The sequence below is a fragment of the Paraburkholderia strydomiana genome (assembly GCF_031456815.1).
Lineage (GTDB): Bacteria > Pseudomonadota > Gammaproteobacteria > Burkholderiales > Burkholderiaceae > Paraburkholderia > Paraburkholderia caledonica.
The window spans coordinates 305090-326485 of record NZ_JAVDVL010000008.1 but is presented as its reverse complement, the minus strand read 5'-3'; the positions used below and the strand labels follow the sequence as shown (position 1 = coordinate 326485).

19 protein-coding genes are annotated in these 21396 nt (G+C 60.1%); 9 read left to right on the top strand and 10 right to left on the bottom strand.

Annotated features, from left to right (window positions below; genetic code table 11):
- Positions 1-35: 35 nt before the first annotated feature.
- A complete protein-coding gene (locus J2W46_RS22630) occupies positions 36-701 on the bottom strand; it encodes a TetR/AcrR family transcriptional regulator (RefSeq protein WP_310356326.1) in 666 nt (221 codons plus the stop codon).
- A gap of 107 nt (positions 702-808) precedes the next feature.
- Between J2W46_RS22630 and J2W46_RS22625 the strand changes: the two genes are divergently transcribed.
- Positions 809-1459, top strand: coding sequence for a YceI family protein (locus tag J2W46_RS22625; protein WP_310356323.1), 651 nt, complete (start codon positions 809-811; stop codon positions 1457-1459).
- Positions 1460-1507: 48 nt separating this feature from the next.
- Here the strand turns inward: J2W46_RS22625 and tdh are convergent, their stop codons facing one another.
- Together tdh and J2W46_RS22615 are read right to left on the bottom strand one after the other, a co-directional pair.
- Positions 1508-2539 carry an L-threonine 3-dehydrogenase gene (gene tdh / locus J2W46_RS22620; RefSeq protein ID WP_020068636.1) on the bottom strand — a complete coding sequence of 344 codons (1032 nt, stop codon included), beginning with the start codon at positions 2537-2539 and terminating at the stop codon, positions 1508-1510.
- A 12-nt stretch (positions 2540-2551) separates the two neighbouring features.
- Positions 2552-3751, bottom strand: coding sequence for a glycine C-acetyltransferase (locus tag J2W46_RS22615; protein ID WP_310356320.1), 1200 nt, complete (start codon positions 3749-3751; stop codon positions 2552-2554).
- A 164-nt stretch (positions 3752-3915) separates the two neighbouring features.
- Here J2W46_RS22615 and J2W46_RS22610 point away from each other — a divergent pair, with 164 nt between their 5' ends.
- The 3 genes from J2W46_RS22610 (at position 3916) to J2W46_RS22600 (ending at position 6215) form a co-directional block, all read left to right on the top strand.
- The gene (locus tag J2W46_RS22610) at positions 3916-4554 is read left to right on the top strand and encodes a helix-turn-helix domain-containing protein (protein WP_310356318.1); all 639 of its coding nucleotides are present in this window, start codon (positions 3916-3918) and stop codon (positions 4552-4554) included.
- Between the two features lie 124 nt (positions 4555-4678).
- Positions 4679-5077 carry a DUF2471 family protein gene (locus J2W46_RS22605; protein ID WP_310356316.1) on the top strand — a complete coding sequence of 133 codons (399 nt, stop codon included), beginning with the start codon at positions 4679-4681 and terminating at the stop codon, positions 5075-5077.
- A 55-nt stretch (positions 5078-5132) separates the two neighbouring features.
- Complete coding sequence (locus tag J2W46_RS22600; RefSeq protein ID WP_310356313.1) at positions 5133-6215, top strand: tyrosine-type recombinase/integrase; 1083 nt, start codon at positions 5133-5135, stop codon at positions 6213-6215.
- A gap of 59 nt (positions 6216-6274) precedes the next feature.
- On the opposite strand, the gene J2W46_RS22595 is transcribed toward J2W46_RS22600, so the two are convergent.
- The gene (locus tag J2W46_RS22595; protein WP_310356310.1) at positions 6275-7480 is read right to left on the bottom strand and encodes a DNA-binding protein; all 1206 of its coding nucleotides are present in this window, start codon (positions 7478-7480) and stop codon (positions 6275-6277) included.
- Positions 7481-9291: 1811 nt separating this feature from the next.
- Between J2W46_RS22595 and J2W46_RS22590 the strand changes: the two genes are divergently transcribed.
- Positions 9292-10638 carry a replication initiation protein gene (locus tag J2W46_RS22590; protein WP_088175454.1) on the top strand — a complete coding sequence of 449 codons (1347 nt, stop codon included), beginning with the start codon at positions 9292-9294 and terminating at the stop codon, positions 10636-10638.
- Between the two features lie 81 nt (positions 10639-10719).
- On the opposite strand, the gene J2W46_RS22585 is transcribed toward J2W46_RS22590, so the two are convergent.
- Together J2W46_RS22585 and parA are read right to left on the bottom strand one after the other, a co-directional pair.
- On the bottom strand, positions 10720-11778 hold the full coding sequence (locus J2W46_RS22585; protein WP_310356305.1) for a ParB/RepB/Spo0J family partition protein: 1059 nt from the start codon (positions 11776-11778) through the stop codon (positions 10720-10722).
- Between the two features lie 24 nt (positions 11779-11802).
- Positions 11803-12465, bottom strand: a complete 663-nt coding sequence (gene parA, locus J2W46_RS22580; protein ID WP_027779030.1) for a ParA family partition ATPase — start codon at positions 12463-12465, stop codon at positions 11803-11805.
- 1136 nt (positions 12466-13601) lie between these two features.
- Here parA and arsC point away from each other — a divergent pair.
- Complete coding sequence (gene arsC / locus J2W46_RS22575; RefSeq protein ID WP_310356298.1) at positions 13602-13985, top strand: arsenate reductase (glutaredoxin); 384 nt, start codon at positions 13602-13604, stop codon at positions 13983-13985.
- Positions 13986-14439: 454 nt separating this feature from the next.
- Positions 14440-14730, top strand: a complete 291-nt coding sequence (locus tag J2W46_RS22570) for a DUF1272 domain-containing protein (protein ID WP_027804738.1) — start codon at positions 14440-14442, stop codon at positions 14728-14730.
- A 69-nt stretch (positions 14731-14799) separates the two neighbouring features.
- Here J2W46_RS22570 and J2W46_RS22565 read toward each other — a convergent pair whose 3' ends face one another.
- Positions 14800-15009 carry a zf-HC2 domain-containing protein gene (locus J2W46_RS22565; protein ID WP_179214142.1) on the bottom strand — a complete coding sequence of 70 codons (210 nt, stop codon included), beginning with the start codon at positions 15007-15009 and terminating at the stop codon, positions 14800-14802.
- A complete protein-coding gene (locus J2W46_RS22560) occupies positions 14990-15745 on the bottom strand; it encodes an RNA polymerase factor sigma-70 (protein WP_227471249.1) in 756 nt (251 codons plus the stop codon). The genes J2W46_RS22565 and J2W46_RS22560 overlap by 20 nt, the downstream gene beginning before the upstream one ends.
- Positions 15746-16049: 304 nt before the next feature.
- Between J2W46_RS22560 and J2W46_RS22555 the strand changes: the two genes are divergently transcribed.
- Positions 16050-16181, top strand: a complete 132-nt coding sequence (locus J2W46_RS22555; protein ID WP_020068649.1) for a hypothetical protein — start codon at positions 16050-16052, stop codon at positions 16179-16181.
- Between the two features lie 570 nt (positions 16182-16751).
- Positions 16752-17306, top strand: coding sequence for an NADPH-dependent FMN reductase (locus J2W46_RS22550; RefSeq protein WP_310356294.1), 555 nt, complete (start codon positions 16752-16754; stop codon positions 17304-17306).
- 82 nt (positions 17307-17388) lie between these two features.
- Here J2W46_RS22550 and J2W46_RS22545 read toward each other — a convergent pair whose 3' ends face one another.
- Together J2W46_RS22545 and J2W46_RS22540 are read right to left on the bottom strand one after the other, a co-directional pair.
- Positions 17389-18474, bottom strand: coding sequence for a hypothetical protein (locus tag J2W46_RS22545; protein ID WP_310356292.1), 1086 nt, complete (start codon positions 18472-18474; stop codon positions 17389-17391).
- Positions 18475-18715: 241 nt separating this feature from the next.
- A complete protein-coding gene (locus J2W46_RS22540; RefSeq protein WP_310356290.1) occupies positions 18716-20998 on the bottom strand; it encodes a hybrid sensor histidine kinase/response regulator in 2283 nt (760 codons plus the stop codon).
- Between the last annotated feature and the right edge of the window lie 398 nt (positions 20999-21396).

The window sequence follows — 21396 nt, the reverse complement described above, 5'->3', positions numbered from 1 at the left end:
GCGGTGAGATTGCGGTCCGCCTGGAAGGCGGGGACTTACTTGCTTGATCGAGGTGAAGCTTTCCTGGTTAAGGACGTCTTGGGCTTCCCGCCTGATTCAGCGTCGAGCAAAGTTTGAGCGACGGCTTGCGCGTCGAGCGCGGCGTCAGGCTCGCCGCTAACCAGCGCAACAGCGATCGCACCGTCGAGCAACACCAGCCACTGACGCGACAAACGCGCGGTGCGCCTTGCATCCACGTTCTCTTGCGCGACGAACTGCTCGCATTGCGTTCGCACAAATGCAAGCAGACGTTCCTTGTGTTCCCGCGCGACGACACGGATCGGGTCTTCTGCCGAAGCGATTTCGCCGGCCGCGTTCAAAAACGCACAGCCGTGAAAGTTCTCCGACGCGAACCATTCGCGCAATACATCGAACATGCCAAGCAGGCGTTTCCGCGCGCTCGTGCCGCCGCGCTGCTGCGTGCCTGCGATGAACCAGTTCATCCAGCGTTCGTCGCGTCGTTCCAGCGCAGCCGCGACGAGCGCGTCTTTCGATTCGAAATGTGTGTAGAAGCTTTTCCGCGCGGTTCCTGACTGCTTGACGATCGCATCCACGCCGGTTGCGTGTATGCCTCCGGCGTAGATCAACGCTTCCGCGGCGTCTAGCAGTCGCTCACGTGGGCTGAGCGTCGCCGCTTCTTCAATGCGAATATGAGTAGCCATGCACGAAGGGTAGAACGATCATTCTCCCTCGTCAAGTTTTTCCCCATTTTGCGTGCGGCTACCGCGAACTGTTATCTTGGGCGAGATGAGTCAACCGGAAGCTATTGATGAAGACATTTATCGGCCGCGCCGTTGTCGTGCGCGCTTTGCTCGCTGCAAGCTTTCTCTTTGCAACGGCTTGCACGCCATTGCAAGTGCTCACGCATTCGGTCAGCCAGAATGAGGCGCGCGTGCCGGTTGGGCGCTACGATCTCGACCATGACCATTGCAGCATCACGTTCGACGTCGAACACTTCAAGTATTCGCGCTTTACGATGCGCTTTGATCGCAAGACAGGGCAGTTGGACTGGAAAGAAGGCGGACTGGAGCGGAGTAGCGTGTCCGTTACGATCGACGCCGCGAGCATTGACACGAATGTGCCGCTGCTCGACAAAATGGTGAAAAGCCCGAGCCTGCTAGACGTGGAGCGCTATCCGGAGATCCGTTTCGTGAGTACGAAATTCGAGCGCACCGGCGAAGCTCGCGGCACGTTGACGGGCGATCTGACCATTCATGGCGTAACGCAACCCGTCACGCTCGACGTCACCTTCAACGGTTTTGCACCGGACCCGCTAACGAAAAAAGACACGCTGGGTTTTTCCGCAGAAGGGCATATCAGCCGCGCGAAGTTTGGGCTCGCGACATGGTATCCAGCGGTCGGCGACGACATTCACGTGCGCATTCAGGCCGAGTTCGACAAAACGCCCGCAGGCGCTTGAGCACGCTGCGGGCGTGTCTGACGCGGCGCGCATGGCGCCACGTGTGTGTTATGCCGAGGTCCAGTCGAGAATGACCTTGCCGCTTTCGCCGGACAGCATGGTCGCGAACGCTTGCTGATAGTCGTCGACCTTGAAATGGTGCGTGAGGATCGGCGACAGATCGAGACCGCTTTGCAGCATCGCGACCATCTTGTACCAGGTCTCGAACATCTCACGTCCGTAAATGCCCTTGATTTCAAGGCCTTTGAAAATCACCTGGTTCCAGTCGATCGCTGTTTGAGCGGGCGGAATACCGAGCAGCGCGATCTTGCCGCCGTGGTTCATTGCTTCGAGCATGCCGGTGAACGCGCCTGGAACGCCGGACATTTCGAGGCCAACGTCGAAACCTTCGGCCATGTGCAAATCGGCCATCACGTCGCGCAACGATTCACGAGAGACGTTCACGGCACGCGTCGCGCCCATCTTACGAGCGAGTCCGAGCCGATAATCGTTGATATCGGTAATCACGACGTTGCGCGCTCCCACGTGCTTCGCAATCGCCACAGCCATGATGCCGATCGGCCCGGCACCCGTGATCAGCACGTCTTCGCCGACCAGATTGAACGATAGCGCGGTGTGCGTGGCATTGCCGAACGGGTCGAAGATCGCCGCGAGGTCGTCGGAGATCTCCGGCGGAATCTTGAACGCGTTGAACGCCGGAATCACCAGATATTCGGCGAACGCGCCCTCGCGATTTACGCCGACGCCCACCGTGTTACGACACAGATGCCGACGCCCGGCGCGACAGTTGCGGCAGAACCCGCAGGTAATGTGACCTTCGCCCGACACGCGGTCACCAATCGAAAAGCCGCGCACTTCCGCGCCCATTTCGACGATCTCGCCGACATACTCATGACCGACATGCATCGGCACCGGAATGGTTTTCTGCGCCCAGTCGTCCCACTTCCAGATATGAATGTCGGTGCCGCAAATAGCGGTGCGCTTGATGCGGATCATCACGTCGTTATGGCCGACTTCGGGCACTTTGACGTCAGTGAGCGTGAGACCGGGCGCGCGCTCGAGTTTTGCCAATGCTTTCATATGCGTCCCGTTTCAGATGACACCAAGTTCGCGGCCGACGCGCGCGAATGCATCCACCGCGCGGTCGATCTGTTCTGTTGTATGCGCCGCGCTCATTTGCGTTCGGATGCGCGCGCGGCCCTTCGGTACGACCGGGAACGAAAAGCCGATCACGTAGACGCCTTCGTTCAGCAATGCATCGGCCATTTTCGAAGCGAGTTGTGCGTCGCCGAGCATCACTGGAATGATTGGGTGTTCCCCAGGCACGAGCGTGAATCCGAGCGCGCTCATCTTGTCGCGAAAGTGTGCGCCGTTCTTGCGCACGCGCTCGCGTAGTTGTGCACCTTCGTCGCTTGCGAGTAGTTCGAGCACTTTCAGCGATGCCGCCGCGATGCTCGGCGTCAGCGTGTTGGAGAACAGATAGGGGCGCGAACGCTGCCGCAGCAAGTCCACAATTTCCTTGCGCGCGGCAACATAGCCGCCCGAAGCACCGCCGAGTGCCTTTCCGAGCGTGCCGGTAATGATGTCGACGCGCGACAGCACTCCGCAATGCTCTGGTGTGCCGCGTCCGTGTTCACCGACAAACCCAACGGCGTGCGAGTCGTCGACCATCACGAGCGCGCCGTAACGGTCCGCGAGATCGCATATGTCGGCGAGGTCGGCGATGATGCCGTCCATTGAAAACACGCCGTCGGTGGCGATCAGCTTGTAGCGCGCGCCTGCGGCGTCTGCCTCTTGTAGTTTCGCTTCGAGATCGGCGAGATCGTTGTTCTTGTAGCGGAAGCGCTTCGCCTTCGAAAGCCGCACGCCGTCGATGATGCTCGCGTGATTCAACTCGTCGCTGATAATGGCGTCGTTTTCGTCGAGCAGCGTTTCGAAGAGACCGCCGTTGGCATCGAAACAGCTCGAATAGAGAATGCAGTCGTCGGTTTGCAGAAATTCGGCGAGCGCGCTTTCGAGTTGCTTATGCACGGTCTGGGTGCCGCAAATGAAACGCACCGACGCCATGCCGAAGCCGTCGTTGTCCAGGCCTTGCTTCGCCGCCTCGATGAGCCGTGCGTCGTCGGCAAGTCCCAGATAATTGTTCGCGCAAAAATTCAGCACGCCTGTGCCGTTGGCAAGACGAATGTCGGCCGATTGCGGGCTGGCGATCACGCGCTCGCTCTTGTAAAAACCGTCGGCGCGGATCTGCTCCAAAGTGCCGCGCAGATGGGCGAGATATTGTTCACGCATGAACCGGGCTCCTGAATGGGTGATAGGCGAGTGCGAGACTTCCACCGCTTTGGGCACGCGCGACATGGGCGGCCACGAAGCGACCTGCTATAGTCGGCTGTCAGTTTTATCGGATTTTTTCGTTTTTCCGAACTAAAATCCGGTATGTCGAACAACTCTAAACGATGGATCTGGAAATGGCAAGCTCGGGTAATCGCCGTGCGGCGGCAAGCGCGGCGTCCGCTCCCCATGCAGTCGCGGCTCCCGCGATCGCGGCGCCGCCGCGCGTCGGGGAACAAATTCAGCGCTTGCGCGCAGAACGGCGCATGACGCTCGACGATCTGTCGCGTGCGGCCGGCGTATCGAAGTCGATGCTTTCGGAGATTGAACGCGACAAGGCCAATCCGACGATCGCGGTGGCCTGGCGGTTGACCAACGCGCTGGGAGTGAGCCTCGATTCGCTGTTCGCGCCGCAAAAGACGCCGGAAGCGATCGCCGTTGCCGGTCCACACGAAATCCCCACGTTGAGCGGGCACGATGCGAAGTATCAACTGCGGGTGTGGGGGCCGATCGAGTTGGCCGGCAAATTCGAGTGGTACGAGTTGACGCTTCAACCGGGCGGGGCGCTGGTGTCCAATGCGCACGAGCCCGGCACGCGTGAACATCTGACGGTGCTGCAAGGATCGATTGAAATCGAGGCAGCCGGCACCGCCAGGCGCCTGAAAGCTGCGGACACCGCGCGCTATGTGGCAGACGAGCCGCACGCGATCCGCAATGCTGGCAAGGGTGAGGCAAAAGCGCTGCTGGTGGTGATCCACGGCTGAGCGGCTGACTCACCGTCAGAATCTTTTCAACCGTGAGGGGGTCGCCGGCTGAGTCGGGAAGTGTGAAAGGTTGCGTCGAACACTGTATATTTGTACAGTATAGGGTATCGATTGGAGCCGATGAATGAACGACCTGACGACCGAGACAACTGACCGCGCTCTGGCCGCGCTGCGTTATCAAACCGCGGCGCGCGATCTCGAATATATCGTCCGCAATATTGCTGCGCGCTATATCGCGCAGCAAGTGCCGCTCACCTGGCGCCTGCTGCATGCAATCGAGGCGGAGGCGCTGGCTGATCTTGGATTTGCCAGCCGCCATGACGCGATCATGCTCGGTCTGTTTCAGCGTCCGTCGGACCTTCCTTATCCGGAAACCGACGAGGGCGTGGACTTCGGCATGTCCACCGCGCTGCCCGCGGTGTTTGCATTTGCAGTCTCCGCTTATGAGCAGGCGGCTCGCAGCGCCGCGACGCGCGCATCTCAACCTGCCGCACATAAACGGGCAAGAGCTTGGGGCGACTGACCGTCAGTCTCGACAGGCGAGTCTACAATGTGCGCAACTAACTGAACGATCGCGCATGTCACCTCCTCATTTATCCGATCCGGTTCCGCGCCCGGATCCATCCACTGATCTTTTCGATCAGCAACGCGAAGACTGGCGTCGCGATCCACAAATCGCGTTCGACGCGTGGCTTGCGAAGCAGCATTTCAGGCGTTCGTCAGCGCAGGTTTATCAGGCGCAGTGGGGACTTTTTCTCGAGTGGTTGGCCGCGCGTCAAAAGACGCTGGTTACTGTCGATACGCAGAGCATCGCCGACTTTGTCGCCGGCCTGAATATCCGCAAGCCTCAGCGTGTGCGTTACTTACGTTTGATCGAGCGCGTGCTGGATCATGTGCGTGAAGTCGAAGCATCGTCGACCAATCCGGCTCGCTTCATCGCCCAGGATGGCGAAGCCGCGTGGCGCAACGCACGCGAGAACGAGCCGACCGGTTTTCTCCATCATGCCGAACGGGCTGCATTGATCGCGCATCTGTTTTCGCCGCTACAGGGACTGTCTAAAGCGCAGCGCTGGAAAGAACGGCGCGACCGCGCATTGATCGCAGTGTTTCTCGGCGGTGGACTGAAAACCGGCGAGGCCGCGGCCCTAGCGGTTAGTTGCGCGGCACCGGGCTCGCCGTGGTTGACGATTGACCCGGCAAACCCAGCGCTCATGCGGCGCACTCGGCTAGCGCCTTTCGCGTCGGCGATACTCGAAGCATGGCTCGCCGAGCGGCGCCTGGCGGACCTCGCCGGCGATCTGATTTTTCCTGCGTCGCCTTCAGGCAGGCCGATGCACAAGGCAACCATGCTTCGTGCCGTCGATGCACTCGTCGAAGCGGCAGGCATTGCGGCGTCGCGTACATCGCGCGCCAGTCCGCAAACCTTGCGCAACACGTTCGCTGCTGATCTGTTCGAAAGCGGAGTAGAGGCGGAACTCGTCGGACAATGGCTCGGATTTGTGCAGGCCGTGTCTGCGAATCGTCTCTATCGAGCCTGGCAAACATGGACGAAACAGCAGAATCCAGACGCCATACTCGAACCGGATCCTGCCGCGCCGCTGTTGCCAGAACCTCGCATGAACGGGCGTTTCACGAGGACGCCGGGTGCGGCGGAGTCCTGAAACCTCTCACGTTTGGCCTCCCGAATTTCCTCACCTTTGACGTAGGCGGCGCCTTCGTTTCATGCCTGTGCAGAAAGCGAGTTGCTGGATAAGAATCGGCTTACCGCTTCCAGTCGCGAATCGCCGAGCCCCGAAGAATGCTCGCATTCCGGACACTGCAGTTCGAACCGGTGATCGACCTGCGAGAGTTCGGGCTCACCTTCGTCGCACTTCGGGCAGCGCAGCGGCAAGCGCACGTGGCCGTCAGCTGCGGTTCCAATAGTTCGCAATTCATCGCTCGAGAGCCGGCCGCCTTCAACTAGCGAGCACAGCAAACTGCCGATTTCCGGGTCGATGCCCTGCTGGCCGCGCAAAGCCGCAAGTTCTTTTGTCAGCGCGTCGACCTCGTCCGACTGTTCGCGCAGTTGCGCGTCGAGCCGGTCGCCCCGCGCCTTCGCTGCCGCAAGTTGCTGAATGAACTCGAATTCCTTCCGACTCGCGTCGCGCACGCCGGACTGATAGGTCGCGGCCATGCTGCGCAGCGAATCCAGTTCGACAAGCATCGGCTTCACCCGGCGCTCGGCCTCGGCGACGGCATCTTTGATCTGCTGCGCGTAGTGTTCGGTGCTTTGGCGCAATTCCACATGAAGCGCGTCGATGCGATCGCGCAGCGTCGCGTTCGTGGCCTGTTCCGTGTCCAGGCGTTGGCGGAGCGTTTCGTTTTCGTGTTCGAGCCGGCGCACCGTTGTTTGCAGACCTTCATGGTGGGCAGTGCCGTGCATAGTGACGGTGGACAACTCCGCCTCCAGCGCGCGAACGCGTTCCCATGCAGCTTCCGCCCGTTGTTCACTGCGCTTGATTGCATCTTCCGAGGCGTCGCGACGGATTTCCGCCTCGCGTGCGCGCTGTTCCGCCGCGGCAATTTGCGAGCGCGACTCTTCCCGCTCGGCGTCCAATGTGGTGCGCGCGTGGGCGACGGCTTCTTCGAAAAGCGCGCCTAGCAATTCGCCGGCGCGCTCTTCCAGAGCTTTCGGGATGGCACCCGCGCCAACCTTGACGCGCGACACATTACGAATGCGTTCCCAGAAGTGGTCGATGTCCTTGGGTATGTCGCTCGCGCTGCCGGTCTGAGTGAGATCACGTACGGCTGCCATGGACGGCCGTATGCCCAAATCGAAAAATAGTCGCTTGCATGCATGCAGCGACAATTCCTGGCGGCGGCTGCCGCGAGATCGCATGGCGTCAAGCTCTTCGCGGATGGCTTGACGTTCGTCGTCCACGTTCATATTTGGGCTCACTGTTGTGCTGACTGGACGAATAATAACAATTTACGTAGCAAACGATACGTTTTTGTGAGATTGGACTGTGCGGAGGCTGTTCTTAGTCGAGGAGGGCTTATTTTGCAGACATAGAGTCACGCGTGCAGCAATTCTTCGTGAAACAAAACTAAGAACCACGCATAACTTATTGTAAACAAAGACGGTTTGTTAGCCGTGGTTTGATAGCGCACTGTTTCACGATACGCATCACTACAAGCGATCGACGATTGTTTCTATCCGAGAGCTCTCGTGTTTTTGGCTAGAGAGTAATAAAAGTAAACACCTTTGAACCCAAGTTAAAAACGTTAACGCCAAAGCAAAGCCTTGCCTGGCGGGGCTTTCCGAGCAGCAAGGTGAAGCTTTCCGGGAGAGTTGGTGAGGTTATGCGGGAATCGGGAGTGATGGGGTTCGGGAGGCGTGGTGAGCAGGTCCGGGATGTATCGTGAGCGGGTTCAGGGGACCCCGCTGAAGGAGACGTCAGGACAAGGTGAGTTTTTGCGGGAGCGCTTCGGTCGGGAGCGCCCGGCAGGCCTCGCCAGCGACTCGTGAAGCCGTCAGGATCAAGGTGAGCACTTTCGGGAGGGTTGCGACGCCCTCTTTTTGACCCTGTTCGAGCCGGGAAAAACCTCGTGGTGAGCGAAGACGGGAGAAAACGCAGATGAAAGGTGAGGCTTTACGGGGCTTGGCTGGCCGGTTTGCCTTTATTTTAGGCATTTGAAGCCCAAGGTGAGCTTTTGCGGGAGGTGTTCCCGCTTCCGGCGCACATTTTTCCGCATGACAGTGAAATTGCCAGGCAGCGGCGATGTAAAAGGTGAGCAAATCCGGGAGTTGGTCGCCATGGCGACTAATCATCTCCAAAGTCGACCGAGATGACGTGAAAGGTGAGAGTTTTCGGGGCGCGTTTCGGGCGGTTTTAACGGTAAAGGTGAGGGAATTCGGGGGCAACAGGCTGCTCATCGGCCGCAAAAGTCCTACCTGCGGACTTTGGCCTGTAGTTGAGCGGTGGCGTTGGGATGCCGACGGTGAGAGTTTTCGGGAACGTGCAAGCCACCATTGGACATCGAGGGAAATTGCAATCTGGCCTAAAGGTGAGACTTTACGGGAGCCGCTACACCGGCAAAGTTCAACGTCGACCCCATTTTTGTTCGATATAACGCATTGAAAACAAAGCACAAATATCGATATTCCTGCAAAGGTGAGGCTTTTCGGGAGGTGCATGTGGAAGACTTGCGAACATGGTGCCGCGTTCGAAGGTGAGGCTTTTCGGGACGATTTTGAAGCACTTTTATCGCTTCGCCACGGGGGAAGCCGCGCCGTTTGGAGCATTGAACCGATCCTAAGGTGAGCTTTTTCGGGGACTCGCGAAGCTGGTTGCGATCGACGACCCTATTTCGGCCCCTCTGCGCGGCAATTCTGTCGAAGATGCCCAACGCACATGGTCACGCACACCCCGGTCTCTCTATATGGCGAGGGATCACAGCCCTTGTGACCTGCATGCACGTTAAGGTAAAAGGGCGAAAAAAATTTTGAGGTGAGGAGGTTCGGGATATCGCGCTCGCCGTCGAGCCGACGCTCCAAACCTCCCGATTTTCCGCAGCCCGCGACACTAAAAGGATTGCCGAACCTAGCGCCGAAAGAGAAAGGTGAGAGTTTTCGGGAGTCTGCGGAGGTGAGTCGCGTCGCGTAAACTCGCTTCACCCGCAATGGTGAGAATCACGCTATAGACGGGTATCACCACAGTCGGTATGCTCTCGCCAAATCCCTCCTTGACCATACGCATGGCCACGAAGCGCGCCAAGAAAACCGATGTAGTCAGCCCCAGTTCGGCGGAATTGCGCAAGGCCGTCGAGGCAATCGCTATTCAGCCGAAGAGCGGCAAAATCACGCTGCTGACGCGCAAGCTGTTCAATGTGCTGCTCGCTGTCGCGCAGCAAGCCGACGAATCGGGCGATACCTATCGCGCGTTACTGTCGGACATCGTCGCCAACTCTGCGTTTGATTCCAACGACACCGCTCTCGTCAAAGAGCACCTGCGCCGGATGGTTTCGGTTCAGGTCGAATGGAGCACTGGCACGTCCAGCCAGAAGCCGGGCCGGAAGTGGGGCATCTCCACGCTGATCGCAGATGCGGAAATTCTCGAGGATCCGACCACGCGCCGGGTCTGGGTGGAATTTTCGTTCGCCCCGAAGATCAAGAAGAAGCTGCTCGATCCGGTTCAGTATGCGCGTCTGAGCCTGCAGTTCCAAAGCCAGTTGCGCAGCAGCGCCGGCCTCGCGCTGTACGAAATCTGCGTGCGCTATCTGACCAATCCAAGCCATCTGACGATGCGCGAGTCGTGGGAATGGTGGCGCCCTATCCTCTCCGGCACGCCGGACACGGAAGCGGGCGACGAAGCAAAGCGCGAATACAAATATTTCAAGCGCGATTATTTGCGGCCGGCAATCGCCGAGGTGAACGCAGTCACAAATATCTTCGTGGAGCTGATCGAGCACCGCGAGGGCCGGCGTGTCGCCGAGATCCAGTTTCGCGTGACCGAGCGCAAGCAGCCGATGCTGGCTCTCGACGAGCATCCGAACGTGTTCGATAGCACGCTTGTGGATCGGATGGTCAAGATCGGCATTCCGCTGAAAGAGGCGCAAACGCTTTACGCGGACAGCGAGGAAAACCGCATCCGCGCGGCTTTGCAGATGACCGAGCAACGGATGCGTAGCACGTCGCTGCCGCCGGTACGCAGTGCGCCGGCGCTGTTCAAGGACGCGCTGAAGAAAGGGTACGCACCGCCTGTCGAGACCGCGGCATCCGGTGGTAGCGCTAAGGCCGTCGCGGCTCCCGCGGACGATCTGAAGGCGCGCCTGTTGGGCGAGTATTCCGCGTATCGTCGCAGGGAGGCACGCGAGCTCTACGACGAGCAGGGTGAGTCCGAACGGGACATCGCACGGCAGTCGTTTGAGGAAGAAGAGTTGCCGGGGCTCGGCGCTCATATGCGCGACGACTGGCGTCGCCGGGGACTCGACTCGAAGATCGTCGAGACGGCGTTCTTCGATTGGCTGGCTCGCAAGACGTGGGGCGAGCCGACCGACGGCGATCTGCTCGCTTTCACACTTAGTCAGTCGCGCGCTGCCTGATCAGTCGGCACGCTGCCGGCAATTCTGGACGAGGCGGCGCATCTGACGGCGGCCGCCGCCAGACCGCTTATTGAGCGACTATTACTTCAACATCTTTTCGATCTGTCGAAGAATGTCGTCACGCTTTTCGCGCGTGAGACCTTTGAGGCGCAATTCGATGCGGTCCTCTCCGTAGGTCTTCAGGTCGCCGACCGACACTCCGTCGAGCTTTACTTCCAGCCGCTGTGCATAGCGCTGGCGACCTGCCGGCTTGGTGCTTTCCTGCGCAGTCGCTCTGCCCTTGACGATGTCGGCAACCTGCCGCGTGCTGAGGTCGTCAGAGAGGATCTTGTTGATCAGACGCAGCGTCGCGTCGGCACCGCGAGCCGCGTGATAGCGGCCTACCTGATACGCCATGTTGGAGCCGAAACGGTCAGGCCGCGCAACCATCTCATGCATGACTGCTTCGGGCAACTTGGCAATCGACAGCGCCACGGCCACCGTCGACTCGTCCAAACCAAGATGCTCAGCCAGTTCCTTCTGGCTCTGGAAATGGCGGTCGTCCAGAAAGCGTTTCCAGACCACCGCATTGTCGAAGACTGTCTGCGAATCTCGCTGGACGTTGAGATCGTAGCCGAGCTTGTAGCTCTGAATTCCAATTGGCAGATCGATAACGATCGCCTTCACTGATTCCTTGTTTGCTTCCTTCAACGCCCGCACACGTCTACCGCCGTCGCTGACGAAGTAGGTGCCGGGATTGTCGTAGTCAGGAATGACGTGGATCGCCTGCTGTTGCCCTTGCTTCGCCAGATTCACGGCGAGCTCGGCAATCGATGACTTCACGTAGAAGTGCCGCGGATTGAAGGGGCTCGGCTTGATCGTTTTCAGCGCAAGCTCGATGACCTGACCCGGGCGATATCCGTGTTCAATTCTCCATGCACGGTAGGCGGCGGACTCGTTTTCGGAATCGACGATGTCGAGGCCCGAATCGGTTTGCGGGACTATGCCCGGACGCGGTCGCACAGAACCGTCGGGGGCTTTCGAGGCATTGTTTTTGACCAGCCCATCAATCGCGTTCAGTCGGTCTAACGCCGTTCGCTTCTCGCTACTGGTCGTATCAGGACGTGCTTGAAAGCCTTTGGCAAATTGGGAGGGTTTCATTCAGGGTCCTTTATGCGCATAAATTTACGGGAGCAAGGCGGCGATCTCATTCGCGCACGCCCGTACTTCGATGGCGGCGAGTTTGGCGCCGCGATCGCTCATCTGTAGCACTGTTTGACCCAATGCCATTGCCTGCTTGTAGGCTTCACGGGTAGGAATCTGGGTCTTGAGGAGAGGGAATCCGAGCTCTTCTAACGCACGCTTGAGCTCGCGCGTCAGCATGCGCTTTTCTTCCGTCTTGTTGAGGAGGAAGACTGCGCGCAGGTCTTCGTTCATGACTTGCGCTTGCTGGACGAGTTTGACTAAGCCAATGCTCGACCAATAATCGGCGGGCGACGACGACGTCGGGATGACCGCAACGCTCGCCGCGAGCAGAACGACGCCCGAGACTTTTTCCGTAATGGAAGGTGGGCAGTCGACGACGATGATGTCGTAGTCGCCAACGAACTTCTTGATCTCACGGTGAATCTGGCTGCCGGCTTCAGAAAGATTGACGACGGGGAACGGTATGCCGGTGTCACCATCCGAGGATGCACTGGCCCAGTGGATCAATGTGTTCTGACCATCGGCATCCACGACCAAGACTCGCTTTCCTTTCTCGTGAAAAGCCGCCCCGAGATGCATCGCGATTGTGCTCTTCCCGACTCCACCTTTTTGCTGAGTTACCGCGATGATTTCAGCTGCCAATGTTCACCTCTCTTTTTTAAGCGCAGATGGATTTTACCTGGAAGAATTCGTATTTCAATCGTTTCTTTGAATCTCGATGGAATTAGCCGTTCAGCCAGGTTTATGCGCATAAAGATGATGTCTGTGCCGTGCCGTGCCGTGCCGTGCCGTGCCGTGCCGTGCCGTGCCGTGCCGTGACGTGACGTGACGTGACGTGACGTGACGTGACGTGACGTGACCTGTGGTGCGGTGCGTGCGACGCGAAGTCAGGCGTGGCGGAGACATAGGTGCACATGCGTAGCCGGGCGGATGATCGATGCTTGTGAGCGGGTCAGTTTGGCGTAATGCCAGTCGCGTCGCGGCGGCTACCCCGGCAACTTTATGGCGCCTCACGGATTGACCGCAGAGCAGAGTGCGCGCGCCCTGCTTCTTAGTCCGATGCGCTGGCCTAGGTTGGAACGCGATGTCGATTGGATCATGAGCCCCTGCCGGCTCGTTGGCGATATGCGGTCCACCGGTTTATGCGCATAAACCACCGTTGCCTCTAGCCAGCTCATTTTTGTTCGCTGCTTCACATTGGCAAGTGGATCGCGACTCCGGCCACATGGTGGCAATACTGACCTCGGGCAATCGCGGGTTGCTAAGAGGACGGGTGGTTGGAGGACGGGCACAAACCCCGCCGTCCAGCCGTTCCCGCGCCGCGGTTGCGTGAAGGTCAGCCGGACCAACTTCGGCGGCTTTATGCGCATAAAGTTGCTGTCTCCTCCGCCCCGATTAGAAGGGCCGGCGGAGAGCAAATCGGTGCGCTGCCTTCTCAGAATGGTTCGGTCGCCGCTTTCGGAACTGCCAATAAAGCTGCCGCTCAATCCCCGCTCCAGCCGTGCGACGGGCCGTACGCATCGAAGGCATTGGCGTCAACAACCTGCCGCTTCGCAGGCAACTGAGACACAACGCGCGTTCCTAACACACGACATGGCGACCAAGCTCCGCCGTCACCATGGCAACCACGCGCGCCGTCAGTCATCCGCCAAGGCAGCGGCGGACGGCATCGAGGCACGGCAGACGAGCAACAAAGCCTGTCCGCCGATAGCGGATAAAATCCGACAAACAACGTCCCCGACGTACCAGCCTCTCTCCTCTTAACCACCAAACGCGTCATGATCATCATCTACCACAACCCTCGCTGCTCCAAATCCCGTGCGACCTGCGATCTGATTACCAGCAGCTATAGCGACGGCAAAGAGATTGTTGAGGTCATCGAATATCTGGATCATCCGCTCACCGGCGCCGAATTGCAGCAACTGAACATGCAACTGGCTTGTCCGGTGCGCGCTATGATCCGCGACACCGAGCCCGAATACGAGTCACTAGGCTTATCTGAGCCCACGTTAAGCGACGCTCAGTTATACGAAGCATTAGCTGCGCATCCGATACTCCTGCAACGCCCGATCGTCGTGCGAAACGGGCGTGCTGTGATTGGCGGTCCACCCGAGAATGTGGCGAGCTTGTTCGTCGAGCATCACACCGGAGCGCAGCAATAAAGTGCAAGGCATAGCTCCTACGCAATTCGCTCTGAAGGCGAGACGCCCATGACCAGCGCCATATACTTGCGCAACTGTGTTGGCATGATTTGCACTTCATCTCAACCTCTAGGCGATCCCCTGCGTTCGGGCAACAGGCTCGCACCGAGGAACATTCGCATGCGTTGCACCGGCTCAACTAAATGCAATGACAGTTTCATCGAGGCTGTGAGTTGACGTCGGTGGAAATAAGCCAACGCCCTAGCGTCGACTCCGTCCCACCGACGTAGGCAATCGCGCCGTGCCTCGCGCAACCTTCCGCGGACAGCGACGCGCCCAACAAAATCATCGCATTGGCAGTAATTAACGCAGACCTGTCCCTTCCTGATACAAGACACGATCTACGCTAGCGCAGCAGGAACAGACGCGTCACACCCCGCGCGAGCGGTTCCCCGAACACAAAAACGGAGTCCGAATGCTTGAGCTACGCCCATCTTGTGAAGGATGTGGAAAGTCGCTGCCGCCGAATGCGTCCGACGCGATGATCTGCACCTACGAATGCACTTTCTGCGAAGTGTGCGCGCTGACGACTTTGCGCAACGTATGCCCTAACTGCGGCGGAAATTTCGCACATCGACCGATCCGCACGCGGGCTCAGTTAGCAAAGCACCCGGCTCGTAGCGAGAGAACCGCCGTTGCTATTGACGAAGCCTCGCACTCCGAATTCCTCGAGCGCTATCGCACGACGCCACCCAGCGAACGGTGACGTTTCGGGCATATCGCGTCGCCGCCAGGAGCAATACGGCAAGCACCGCAAGCCCACCGGCATGCAGCATCAATCGTCGCCGTTCATCGCGTCCGACGTCGAGATGCCGCTCATGGTATGAGCGGCGTCACGCAGCAGGCGAATCTGTTTGCGATAGTTGCGGCAGCCGCTGCAAGTCGGCAGATGCAGCCGAATGGCAACCCATTCGCCAGTCGTCAACGGACGGTCCAGCGCGTCGGACAGCAGCCGGGTGATGTGCTTACATTTCCCCATTTGCATCCTCGCTGGATAAGCCTTTCTCGCTCAGACAGGTGCGCAGGCGAAGACGCGCGCGATAAATCAGCACGCTGCAATGGTTGGCCGTCAGTTGCAGTTCCGCGCAGATCGCATCGGTGTCGAGGTCGAGAAATTCGCGCATCATGAAAACGCGCCCAATATGCTCGGGCAGGTGCTCCAGGCACGCCTCGAAGAGCGCCCAGAATTGCTGCTGACGCAGCGCCGTTTCGGGCGTCGGCCACGGGCGCGGCTTGGTCTGTTGCGACCAGTGGCCGTTGTCCTTGAACAACTCGCGATCGAGTAGCGCTTCGCCGTCGAGTTCTGACTCGAGGGCGGAGAGGTTTACAGTGCGTTGCCGGGCACGCAACGTATCCACGAGCTTGTGCCGCAGGATGCCGAACACCCACGTCTTATGTTCCGACTGTCCGACAAACCGGTCGGCTTGCGTCCAGGCTGCGGCGAGCGCTTCCTGGACAGCATCTTCGGCAGCCGCGGCATCGCGCAATTGCAAACGGGCGAAGCGCACGAGGTCGCGACGCAGTTGAGCCAGATAAACAGGGTCGCCGAGGGTCCCGGCGCTCGCCTGCGTCACGGTAGGCTCCGCTGCACGCACCGCGAAGCGTGCGCGCGGTCGTATGAATGGTTGTCGCTCATAAACGGAGAGTTTGTCTCGCACGGGGTTCTGGCACGAGCGCCATTCTGCCGCAGCTTGCGGCGCAAGCGAATTGATATTGGACATACGCGGTCTCCGACGCGGGGATTTGTGGGCGTTAGTCGCGCAGGGCGGGCATCTTGTGACAAACAGAAATCGACTATTGCGCAAAACGAAATTAACGTTCGCGGCCCGTGAACCGGGCGTTCTTCTCCCGCCAAAGGCACGCCAGTCACGGGATGAGTTAGCGAAGCATTCGTTGCGTTTGCATTATTTCAGTTAGTGAAAAGAAGTCTTCCCGTCTAGCCCATTTTTGGGTGGGCACTGAATCGCTATTCTTCGGCCATCGATCGCACCAGATCGCCAGCCAAACACCACGAGGAGTAGCACCATGAAACGCATTCTGTCCGCCCTGATCGCTTCCGTCGCTTTGTTCGCCGCCGCTTCCGGCGCAGCCGAGGCTGCTGCCCCGGCACAATGCAATGGCCCGGCGTCGTACTGCAACGTGTTTTTCGGCAACTAAGCTCCGCTCCGGGCCGCCTGCACCCATGCAGGCACCAGCGGCTGACCGCGGAAATCGCGGAGACGAACTGTCCGAAGCGAAAAAAAGGGCGCCCAGATGGGTGCCCTTTTTTCGAAGCAACGTCAGAACGAAACCAATCACGGGCCGGATGCCCGTTACAAATCCACGCCGCTGCCTACGCCACCCGCACATCCCTGCGCCCTGACCACGCGTTTTCCATCAGCGCGGTCACAGCCGAATCCACGCCACGGCTGCTCGAACGTGCGATTAACCGCACACCGTCATCACTCACGACTGACCACCGAAAAACTGCCGCTGCCTCCAAAAGGCGTAGGCCGGAGGCAGGCTTGATTGACAAGGCAAAAGTAGCACTTATCCACAAGGTTATTCAGTAAAACTGTGGATAACTTTTGCACCTGCCGCGTTATCCACCGCATCAGCGCAAAACCGCCGTACTTTTCCGCCACTTTGTCCAAAGCGGTGCGGGCCGGCGCCCTGCGCCCGGCTTTTTGCCTATGATGACAGTCCGTACCCTTTGCGCGTCGAGCGCCTTATTCAAGGAAGCGAATCATGGCCCTACACATTGCAGTTGTCGTCGGCAGTTTGCGTCGCGAGTCGTTCAACCGTCAGTTGGCGCAAGCGGTCATCTCGTTGGCGCCGTCCGACTTTACATTCGAGTTCATCGACATCGGCTCGCTGCCGCTCTACAGCCAGGACTACGACGCGGATTATCCCGAAGCGGGCAAGCAACTCAAACAGCGGATCGAGGCCGCCGATGGCCTGCTGTTCGTCACGCCCGAATACAACCGCTCGATGCCGGGCGTACTGAAGAACGCACTCGACTGGGGCTCGCGTCCGTGGGGCACTAATTCGTGGGGTAATAAACCGGGCGGGGTGATCGGCACCTCGGTGGGCGCGACTGGCTCGGCCCTCGCGCAGCAACATCTGCGCAATGTGCTGGCTTATCTCGACGTCGCGGTGCTCGGTCAGCCCGAGGTGTTCATCAAGCACGATCCCGCGGTCATCAATGAGAAGGGCGAGATTCTGAACGATGGGACGCGCAAGTTCCTGCAGACTTTCGTCGACCGCTACGTTACGTGGGTCAAGCGGCATACCGCTGCCTGACACTGTATAGCTCCGACCGTCCGAAGGCGGTGGCGCCGCCGCACCTCCGGTGCGCCGCCGCTACCGCTACTCTCGTTTGCTCTTACACGTGGTGATGCCCGGTCACGCGCTCCCAGCCGTGACGCACGGCAAGCTTGAAGCGCTCCCAGGTGCTGTCAGGCGACGTCGTCTCCCAATGCCGTCGTGCTTCCGGTTCGACGTCGTCCCACGCCCTGTCCCGATAACGCACGTCCTTGCCGATTTCCGCACCATAGCGGTAGGCCGGAACGTAGTCTTCGTAGCGCGCGTCGTCGGCGGCGTACTGCTCGTCGTAATGTGTGCGGAAATCTTCTTCGTACTCGAGATATTCGTTCGGAATCTGGCCGCTCAGGCCGGCCGTCGGTTGGGCCGACCCGGAAACCACTTCGGACGGCTGCATCACAGCGCCTGAGCCCGGCGCGGACCCGGCCGCAATCGCGCTGCGTCCCGCGTCGGCCGCGAGCGGGTCCGGCAGAGGCTCGTTCAGCGGATCGGTCGCGCGGCTTCCGGTGAGCGGCGGCGGAACGAACGGCTCGGCGTCGGTGCTGCGAGGCGAGGTCGTGTACAGCGGATCAGCCGTCGTAGAACCAGTGAAACCAGGCGAGGCAGGTGTTCCGACGCCGCCTGGTGCTGCGGTCTCGGTTCTGACGGATGCCGGCGTTTCACGGACCGTCGAAGTCGTCATTCCCGGTTCGGGGCCGCGCGGTGTTCCCGGCGTGACCGCACCGATTCCCAGTTCGTCGAGTAACGAATGCTCGCGGGCATCCTCCGTGGCTGACTGCGTGCTCCAGTCCGGCGAACGCTCGCCGATATCGGTCGCGCCGAGCCGCGTCAGCGTGTTGCGGGCGAGTTCCGCGTGCGATTCGCTGGCGGCGTCGATTACGACGAGCACGGCCCCGCGCCGCACGGCTTCGGTGTAACGCGCGGTCTCCGGCGCCCGTGGGCCGCTGGCAAAGAGGCTCGACAGGAAGCGCTCTATGTTTGCGAGCACTCCCGAACCCGCGACCTCGGCGGTTGCGGAGCCGACTGACGGTTCGGCGTTGGCCTGCAACTCGATTGTCTCGCGTGCGAAACCGGTCTGTACTAGTGTCTCCCGAGCGGTTTCGGCCTCAGGATAGGTATTAAACAAACCAATCACGGTATGTCGCATGGCTGTCTCCCGTTTTTGGGTAGGACGGATAGCGCGGCGCGCGCCATCCCGGCTATCCAACAGGTGCCGCAACCTTCATGCCGGAGTCTTGATTCATGCGCCACACGGCCCGCCCCGCTGGGCTGCGCGAAGCGCTTCACGTCGACGATGCGGCAGCGTGCCCGCCGCGCTTTTTACAATCTCGCGCAAATTGAGCAAAAAACGGGATGGGAGCGCTGAAAGCCGCTGCCTGTGGTCGATCCTATTGCGCGTGATGCGTGGCCGGATCGAGCCCGGTCTGGGCGAGTTCGCGCTGGATGCCCTGCAGAAGACTTTCGAGCAGCGCGATATCGAAGGGTTTGGAGAGCACGCGCACGTTCACATGCCGTGCCCGATCGAGTTCTTCCGCATAGCCGGTGACGAGAATGACGGGCAGCGTGACATCGAGCGTTCTGATCGCCTCGGCCAGATCGATGCCGTTAAGGGCGCCCGGCATATGAATGTCGGACAGCACCAGTTCGAACGGCACCGGCTCACCAGTGCGCGCCCGCTGCGCGTAAGCGTCGCGCAACAGACGCAGCGCCATGTCTGCATTGAACACGCATGTGACCTGGTGGCCCATCATCTGCAACAACGCTTCGGTACCTGCCGCCACTTCCTCGTTGTCCTCGACGAGCAGGATGCGCAGCCCGTGCAGCGCGCCCTGGTGTTCTGCGCCCGTTTCGTCCGGCGTGTCGACGGCCGACTCTTCCGGCGCGCGCGGCAGATACAGCCGCACTGAAGTGCCGGCACCCACCGCGCTGTCGATTGCCGCAAGCCCGCCAGATCGCTCGCAGAAGGCAAACACCTGCGGCAGGCCGAGTCCGGTACCCATGCCTTTTGCCTTGGTCGTGAAGAGCGGCTCGAAAGCGCGCGCGAGCACCTCGGGCGCCATCCCCGCACCGGTGTCCTCAAGCGACACCTGGACGAAGTCGCCTGTGAGCGGAAAGCCGTCTTCGTGACGGAACGTAATGTTGGTCGCACGCACGGTGAAGCGCCCGCCGTTGGGCATGGCGTCGCGCGCATTGACGGCGATGTTGATGAGCGCGAGCTCGAGCTCGGCGACGTCCACACGCATCGGCCAGACGCCGGCCCCGATGTCCATCACCAGCGAAACCTTGGCTCCGAGCGACGCGCGCAGCAAGTCGCGGCATGCGGGCAGCCAACGTTCGAGCGCGACGGTTTCATTGCGCAGCGGCTGCTTACGCGCGACGCCCAGCAACTGCCGCGTGAGCGACTGGCCGCTCTTCAGCGCCCGCTCCATGGCTGACAATTCCCGGTCCAGCCCGGGCGCGCCGCGCCGCCGTGCGATCTGCACGTTGGCGGCAAGAATCATCAGCAGATTGTTGAAGTCGTGTGCGACGCTGCCCACCAGCGTGCCGAGCGCTTCCATCTTGCGCGACTGCCGGTACGCGGATTCGATCGAACGGCGCATCGACGCTTCCGCCTGCCATCGTTCCCATGCCTCTTCCTCGGCGCTGAGCCTCCGCAGTGACAGCCAGATCACGCACCATAGCGCGACGGACGGCGTGAATATCGACAAAATCAACACGGCCAGGTGCCGATACCAGGCGGCCCACATCGCCGATGCACGATACCCGCACATGACGTAGACCGGATAGGAGCCGACGTGCCGGAACGCTACGATCATGTTGTCGCCGTCGAGATTCGAGCGCATGCGCGCGACGCCGGCGCGGCGTCCCTGGTTCATGGCCTCGGCGAACGGCGAATCCGGCGCGACGGTCGCCGGTTCGCGCGGGCGACGCGGATAGTGTGCGAGGACCGCGCCGTCGGAGCGCACAAGGCTCATGGTCATCGGCGCGCCGTCGTTGCCGCCGAGCAGTTCGCGATAGAACGCGTCGAAATAGCTCGGGCGCAGCGCGACCGACACCACGCCGGCGAAAGTGCCGTCGGGCGCGCGCCGTTCGACGCCGGTGTTGAACACCTGTTCGCCGGCGACATGCCCCGTCATTACCTTCGACACGTGTTCGAGGTCGTGGCCGTCGCGAAGGCCGACGAAATCCTCGCGCTCGCCGATGGAAACCGGCGGTGCCGGATAAACGCGGCTACTCACGAGAAGCGCGCCGTCGCGGCCGAAAATCGACACGGCGGCCACTTGCGGATAGCCGCCGCCCATTGTCCGCACTTTTCGGTGGATGGCGGCCTCGCGCGCGCGAATGCCGTCGTCGTCCAGGCCTTCCGTCAGATCGACGATGCGCGTGTCGAGCGTCTCGTTCATGTCGAAGACCTTCAGCGCATGCTCCTCAGCGACTCGCACGGTGCGCAGCGTCATGTTGGTGGCATCGGCTTCGCGGGTTCGCAGGTCGCTGAACGCCATGATCGCGACGTAGAGGCATGGCAGCACGATCGCGGCGACCAGCAGCGCGATCAACGTCATGCGCCGGATCTGGAAGTTCTGCTCCGGTACCGCAGGAAACACGGCCTCGTCCTGCCCATCAGCGGAAAGGCGGCTCGCTCGATGCGGGTCGAACCGGTTTTGGGTCATTTGTTAAGCGCTCAGGTCTTCGGGGCTAGGAGGCACGGCGGATACGAGAAGCATAGTCGCAGAATGGCGGTAGAAGTTACCGTAATTGAGGGCGCCAGACATTTCGACACCTATTCATTGCCCTTTTAAAACAGTGAAGAATCGAGAAGCGCAAACGTACACAAAAGTATAAACGGGATTGAAACGATTATTATGCAGGGCGTATTTTTTCAAATAACGCTCGTGTAAGGAAGATATTGTTATCAGGACGAAAATACCGTGTATTGCATTTCGACTGGTTTGCTTTGAGAATCGACGCAATGAGAAAAAGTGCGTCCGCTATGTTCGGACGCATACGCCGCGAGGGCATCGGATCATGCGTTTACGCGTGAGTGCCGGCGTTCGCGGAAAACAAGCGC

What these genes read in the sequence shown, in the direction of transcription:
- tdh (WP_020068636.1), bottom strand. Translation starts at nt 2,539, where the DNA reads ATGAAAGCATTGGCAAAACTCGAGCGCGCGCCCGGTCTCACGCTCACT.
- J2W46_RS22610 (WP_310356318.1), top strand. Translation starts at nt 3,916, where the DNA reads ATGGATCTGGAAATGGCAAGCTCGGGTAATCGCCGTGCGGCGGCAAGC.
- J2W46_RS22555 (WP_020068649.1), top strand. Translation starts at nt 16,050, where the DNA reads ATGAAACGCATTCTGTCCGCCCTGATCGCTTCCGTCGCTTTGTTCGCC.
- J2W46_RS22585 (WP_310356305.1), bottom strand. Translation starts at nt 11,778, where the DNA reads ATGAAACCCTCCCAATTTGCCAAAGGCTTTCAAGCACGTCCTGATACG.
- J2W46_RS22590 (WP_088175454.1), top strand. Translation starts at nt 9,292, where the DNA reads ATGGCCACGAAGCGCGCCAAGAAAACCGATGTAGTCAGCCCCAGTTCG.
- J2W46_RS22625 (WP_310356323.1), top strand. Translation starts at nt 809, where the DNA reads ATGAAGACATTTATCGGCCGCGCCGTTGTCGTGCGCGCTTTGCTCGCT.
- J2W46_RS22605 (WP_310356316.1), top strand. Translation starts at nt 4,679, where the DNA reads ATGAACGACCTGACGACCGAGACAACTGACCGCGCTCTGGCCGCGCTG.
- J2W46_RS22550 (WP_310356294.1), top strand. Translation starts at nt 16,752, where the DNA reads ATGGCCCTACACATTGCAGTTGTCGTCGGCAGTTTGCGTCGCGAGTCG.
- J2W46_RS22540 (WP_310356290.1), bottom strand. Translation starts at nt 20,998, where the DNA reads ATGACCCAAAACCGGTTCGACCCGCATCGAGCGAGCCGCCTTTCCGCT.
- J2W46_RS22600 (WP_310356313.1), top strand. Translation starts at nt 5,133, where the DNA reads ATGTCACCTCCTCATTTATCCGATCCGGTTCCGCGCCCGGATCCATCC.
- J2W46_RS22615 (WP_310356320.1), bottom strand. Translation starts at nt 3,751, where the DNA reads ATGCGTGAACAATATCTCGCCCATCTGCGCGGCACTTTGGAGCAGATC.
- J2W46_RS22595 (WP_310356310.1), bottom strand. Translation starts at nt 7,480, where the DNA reads ATGAACGTGGACGACGAACGTCAAGCCATCCGCGAAGAGCTTGACGCC.
- J2W46_RS22565 (WP_179214142.1), bottom strand. Translation starts at nt 15,009, where the DNA reads ATGCAAATGGGGAAATGTAAGCACATCACCCGGCTGCTGTCCGACGCG.
- J2W46_RS22545 (WP_310356292.1), bottom strand. Translation starts at nt 18,474, where the DNA reads ATGCGACATACCGTGATTGGTTTGTTTAATACCTATCCTGAGGCCGAA.
- J2W46_RS22630 (WP_310356326.1), bottom strand. Translation starts at nt 701, where the DNA reads ATGGCTACTCATATTCGCATTGAAGAAGCGGCGACGCTCAGCCCACGT.
- J2W46_RS22570 (WP_027804738.1), top strand. Translation starts at nt 14,440, where the DNA reads ATGCTTGAGCTACGCCCATCTTGTGAAGGATGTGGAAAGTCGCTGCCG.
- arsC (WP_310356298.1), top strand. Translation starts at nt 13,602, where the DNA reads ATGATCATCATCTACCACAACCCTCGCTGCTCCAAATCCCGTGCGACC.
- J2W46_RS22560 (WP_227471249.1), bottom strand. Translation starts at nt 15,745, where the DNA reads ATGTCCAATATCAATTCGCTTGCGCCGCAAGCTGCGGCAGAATGGCGC.